At 57.7% G+C, this 5,014-nt stretch carries 5 protein-coding genes; 1 reads left to right on the top strand and 4 read right to left on the bottom strand.

What is annotated here, in order from left to right; genetic code table 11:
- The 3 genes from NW840_RS10080 to pflB all read right to left on the bottom strand — a co-directional run.
- Positions 1 to 325, bottom strand: a 325-nt coding sequence (locus NW840_RS10080; RefSeq protein ID WP_414344018.1) for a 4Fe-4S cluster-binding domain-containing protein, incomplete at its 3' end; no start/stop codon positions are given.
- 225 nt (positions 326 to 550) lie between these two features.
- Positions 551 to 955, bottom strand: coding sequence for a pentapeptide repeat-containing protein (locus tag NW840_RS10075; RefSeq protein WP_414344017.1), 405 nt, complete (start codon positions 953 to 955; stop codon positions 551 to 553).
- 86 nt (positions 956 to 1,041) lie between these two features.
- A complete protein-coding gene (gene pflB, locus NW840_RS10070; protein WP_414344016.1) occupies positions 1,042 to 3,348 on the bottom strand; it encodes a formate C-acetyltransferase in 2,307 nt (768 codons plus the stop codon).
- A gap of 412 nt (positions 3,349 to 3,760) precedes the next feature.
- Here pflB and NW840_RS10065 point away from each other — a divergent pair, with 412 nt between their 5' ends.
- Positions 3,761 to 4,837, top strand: coding sequence for a 4-hydroxyphenylpyruvate dioxygenase family protein (locus NW840_RS10065; RefSeq protein WP_414344014.1), 1,077 nt, complete (start codon positions 3,761 to 3,763; stop codon positions 4,835 to 4,837).
- Here the strand turns inward: NW840_RS10065 and NW840_RS10060 are convergent.
- The coding region (locus NW840_RS10060) for a hypothetical protein (RefSeq protein WP_414344013.1) at positions 4,834 to 5,014 on the bottom strand (181 nt) is incomplete at its 5' end. The two genes, NW840_RS10065 and NW840_RS10060, sit on opposite strands and share 4 nt — an antisense overlap.

The following is a 5,014-nucleotide window of genomic DNA, read 5'->3' as shown; positions in this document are numbered from 1 at the left end:
CCGTGTGCAAGCCCAACTCATGGCAGCGACGGAAGATCTCGGCCACGAAGTCAGGTTGCAGCAAAGGCTCTCCCCCGGTAGCCGTAACTCCCCCCCCTCGCAAGTAATTCTTGTAACGTTGGATCTCGGCAATTAAAGACTCAACCGTAACAAGCTGTCCCGCCTCCGGATCCCGACAGTCAGGGTTGTGGCAATACAAACAGCGAAGTGGACAACCCTGTGTAAAAATTACGAAGCGGATTCCTGGCCCATCGACGGTGCCACAGGTTTCCACCGAGTGAATGCGCCCAGCAATTGGTGTCAGGGGGTTCATAACGGTATCCATACTTTTATCCTGGATGACTTTTGCAAAATATCAATCAATCTTGAGGTTTTCTTCCAGATTGCTAACTCAGGTTAAATAGAACACAGTTTCCATTTCTCTTTGGATTAGGTTGGGACTAGATTTTTTTGGATCCCTAGGGTCTTTTAGCTAGACCGCTGCTATCCTGGCTGGAAGGGAGAAAGGGGGATAAAAAGCCGAAAGGGCAGCTTGGGGATCCCACCCAGCTCAGACCGATGGGTCGTGTGGGCTAGGCACGGAGGTATCCACCGTGATGCCGTGCAGGCGGTGGGCCTTGGGATCAAAATCCTTCGGGAAATGGGTATAGGCATCGAAATCTGCGTGATCCAACAAGGCTCCTTCTAAGAGCGCCCCTCGGAAATTGCTGCCAAAGAGGAGACATCCCCGCAAATCGGCTCCCGATAGGTTAGCTCCGCTGAAGTCGGCATAGCTGAGATCGCACCCCCGCAAATTGGCCCCCGCCAAGTTGGCCCCACTGAAATCGGCATAGCTGAGATCGGCGCCAGCCAAATGGATCCCCTGCAGCTCAGCCCCCTGCAAATCGATCTCCCGAAAATCGCGCCGTCCTGAGGCATACTGGCTGACCAGATCCGCAGCGCTACAAACAGTCATGATCATCGGGCCTCCTCGGTTATCGATGGGGGATCCCTTCCATCGACCCCGGTATGGGCGGACTTCAGGGATCCCCGGCCTTGTTTTTAGCAGTGCTGATGGAACGTGCGGTTAACGACATCCAGTTGCTGCTCGCGGGTGAGCTTGATGAAGTTCACCGCATAGCCGGAAACCCGGATGGTGAGCTGTGGGTAGAGCTCCGGGTGCTCCATGGCATGCAGCAGGGTCTCGCGGTTGAGAACATTGACGTTGAGGTGGAAACCGCCATCCCGCATGTAGCCATCCAGCAGCCCCACTAGATTGGCAACCCGCTCCTCCGCTGTGCGACCTAGGGCCGCCGGCACAATCGAGAAGGTGTTGGAGATCCCATCCAGAGCGTCGTCGTAGGGCAGCTTGGCCACCGAAGCCAGCGACGCCACCGCCCCCTTGGTGTCCCGGCCGTGCATGGGGTTGGCCCCTGGGGCAAAGGGCTCGCCCGCTCGCCGCCCGTCGGGGGTGTTGCCGGTTTTCTTGCCGTAGACCACGTTGGAGGTGATGGTGAGGATGGACTGGGTGGGGATGGCATTGCGGTAGGTCTTGTGCTTGCGCAGCTCGGCCATGAAGGTCTGCACCAGTTGCACCGCAATGGAGTCAACTCGGTCGTCGTTGTTGCCGTATTTGGGGAAGTCGCCCTCCACCGCGTAATCCACCACTAGGCCCCGCTCATCCCGGATGGCCCGTACCCGCGCGTATTTGATGGCGGATAGGGAGTCGGCTGTTACCGACAGGCCGGCCAACCCAAAGGCCATGGTGCGCAGCACGTCCCGGTCGTGCAGGGCCATCTCCAGGCGCTCGTAGCAGTACTTGTCGTGCATGTAGTGGATGATGTTCATGGTGTTGACGTAGGTTTTGGCCAGCCAGGCCATCATCTGCGCCATGCGCGGCCACACCTCGTCGTAGTCCAGGACATCGGCGGTGATGGGGGCGAAAGCAGGAGCCACCTGCTCGCCGGAGATCTCATCCCGACCGCCGTTGATGGCATAGAGCAGGCACTTGGCCAAGTTCACCCGCGCTCCAAAAAACTGCATCTGCTTGCCGATGCGCATGGCCGACACACAGCAGGCGATGCCGTAGTCATCCCCCCAGTAGGGGCGCATCAAGTCGTCGTTTTCGTACTGGATGGAGCTGGTTTCAATGGAGACCTTGGCGCAGTAGCGCTTGAAGGCTTCCGGCAGCCGCTCCGACCAGAGCACGGTCAAGTTGGGCTCGGGCGCTGGGCCAAGGTTGTAGAGGGTATGCAGCATGCGGAAGCTGGTTTTGGTGACCAAAGGCCGCCCATCTAGGCCCATGCCGCCGATGCACTCGGTAACCCAGGTGGGATCCCCGCTGAATAGCTCGTTGTACTCGGGCGTGCGCAAAAACCTGACCATGCGCAGCTTCATAACAAAGTGGTCAATGAGCTCCTGGGCCTCTTCCTCGGTGAGGATCCCGGCCTGCAGATCCCGCTCGATGTAGATGTCCAGGAAGGTGGACACCCGCCCCAAGGACATGGCCGCCCCGTTTTGCTCCTTGACGGCTGCCAGGTAGGCCAGGTACAGCCATTGGATGGCTTCGCGGGCGTTGGCTGCCGGACGGCCCAGGTCAAACCCGTAGCGGGATCCCATCTCTTTCAGCTCTTGTAGGGCCTTAATCTGCTCGGAGAGCTCCTCCCGCAGGCGGATGGTCTCTTCGTCCATCGTGTCCAGGTCTAGACTGGCTTTTTGGGCCTGCTTGTCTTCGATGAGCCGATCCACCCCGTAGAGGGCCACCCGCCGGTAGTCCCCAATGATGCGACCCCGACCGTAGGCATCGGGCAGGCCGGTGATGATCCCGGAGCGGCGGCAGCGGCGCATCTCTTCGGTATAGGCGTCAAAAACGCCGTCGTTGTGGGTTTTGCGGTACTGGGTAAAAATTTCCTTGGTGCGGGGATCCAGCTCGTAGCCATAGGCTTTGAGGGAAGACTCCACCACGCGGATGCCGCCAAAGGGCATGATGGCCCGCTTCAGGGGTTTGTCCGTCTGCAGCCCCACAATTTGTTCCAGCTCTGGGTCGATATAGCCAGGGGCGTGGCTGGTGATAGTAGAGGGAACGGCAGTATCGGCATCTAGGATCCCTCGCTCTCGCTCCAGAGCCATCAAATCCTTGACCTTGGCCCACAGCCGCTGGGTGCGCTCGGTGGCTGCAGCTAAGAAGGTTTCATCACCGGTGTAGGGGGTGTAATTCCGTTGAATAAAGTCTCTGACATCGATGCAGCGCTGCCAGGATCCCGGCGCAAAATCGCTCAAAACTTTTTGACCGGCTGCGTTGGATCCTGTCCTTGGTTCCGCCTTCAATTCTGTAGGTGATGCTACAGAACGCTGCACACTGGCAACCATAACAATCCTCCCGGCTGTTACGCCTGATAATCTATCGACAAGGCGAGGTGACACCTCGGCAGTTGCCCCACGCAGGCTTAAAAAAGAGCCAAAGAACTACCCAATCTCTGCAAGGCTTCCAGGGATCCTACGAAGGGCTTTTAGCAACTCCTCTGTTTCTTTTTTGGGCGTTCTAAATACACCTCGCCTAATCCAATTTTAGTCCCTTGCGCTCTGAGGATATTTTCGGTCGCGTGGTTTTTTAATCTTATTTTTATCCTATTTTTTAACACTGTCTTAATGCCTTCTTAATGTTGTTTTACGCTTTTCCATCGGCAAATGGCGGGCCTATGCTGAGGTAGGGCGGCCCAGGTCGCCTGTTGCCGTGAGAACGTCAGGACACTCGACGTTCGCGTTAGCAGTGCTTTGCTCTATGAACCAGTCCAATCGAATCGTCCAAGGGATCCACCACCTGCACTTCTATCTTTGGGATCTGCCCCGTTGGCAGGAACACTTTTGTCAGGTTTGGGGCTTCCGGGTGGAAGGACAGCTCGGCAGCACCCTCTGTCTGCGTCAGGGATCCCTGCGCTTGCGCCTGTCTCAGCCTGCTTGCCCTGGGGATGAGGTGGATCGCTATTTACAGCAACATTCCCCTGGCGTGGTGGATGTGGCCTTAGCGGTGGGGGAGCAAGAGCTGTCGGGCTTGACAGAGCTTCTGCAGAGGCGAGGAGCCCAAGTGGAGTGGATCCCGGCAGAAGACGAAGGCTGCCCTGCTCTGTGCCTGCGCACTCCTTATGGACTCAGGCATTCTTTGATCCCCAGCTCAGGGATCCCCGATTCAGCCCCTGCTGAGGAGAACCTGTTTTCCCACTGGGATCACCTGGTATTGAACGTGGAGCAGGGATCCCTGCAGGCAGCGGCAGATTGGTATGGGCAGGTGCTGGGTTGGCGGTCTCTGTATCGCTATAGCATCCGCACCAACACCTCTGGCCTAGAAAGTGTGGTGGTGGGAGATCCTGAAGCCGGGATCCAGTTGGCCATCAACGAGCCCACCTGTGCCGCTTCCCAGATCCAGGAGTTTTTGGATGCCCATCATGGCCCTGGCCTGCAACATGCGGCGTTGCACAGCTCAGATGTCTTCGCCAGTGTGCGCCGGCTGCGACAGGGAGGCGTAAACTTTCTGCAGGTGCCACCGGAGTACTACACAAACCTGGCAAGGGAGCTGGCCTCTGGAGCAGTACTCCCTTCTGGTGGGTTGCCCACCATCTCCTGGCACGACTTGGTGGAGCAGCAGCTCCTTTTGGATGCCACCTTGCCTGCTTCTGATTCCCCACACCCCCCCCTGTTGTTGCAAACCTTCACTCAGCCTCTGTTTGGTCGGCCCACGTTTTTTTTCGAGGTCATCCAACGATTGGGTGGAGCCACAGGCTTTGGCGAAGCCAACTTTCAAGCCCTGTTTGAAGCTCTAGAACGCCAACAGCGACAACGGCAGCAAGCCCTGGTCTGCTAACACCCTTGTTCTAGGGATCCAGTGGGAGCACCAGGGGAATGTCTCCAGTTAATCAACACGATTGATTGCCCCTGAGTTTCCAGCCGATATTCGGGTATGCGGAAGGCGTTGACATCCTCCCCGGCCTGAAGGCCGGAGATTCCTACCACGCTGCGCATGGATGGCTCCTTGCGCAGT

It is taken from the genome of Synechococcus sp. R5-13 (assembly GCF_047462015.1).
Lineage (GTDB): Bacteria > Cyanobacteriota > Cyanobacteriia > Thermostichales > Thermostichaceae > Thermostichus.
Note: the sequence above shows the minus strand (reverse complement) of the source record. Positions and strands in the feature narration are given on the sequence as shown.

Bases quoted from the DNA above. Each gene is read 5' to 3' on its own strand.
- NW840_RS10075 (WP_414344017.1), bottom strand. From the start codon at position 955: ATGACTGTTTGTAGCGCTGCGGATCTGGTCAGCCAGTATGCCTCAGGA.
- pflB (WP_414344016.1), bottom strand. From the start codon at position 3,348: ATGGTTGCCAGTGTGCAGCGTTCTGTAGCATCACCTACAGAATTGAAG.
- NW840_RS10065 (WP_414344014.1), top strand. From the start codon at position 3,761: ATGAACCAGTCCAATCGAATCGTCCAAGGGATCCACCACCTGCACTTC.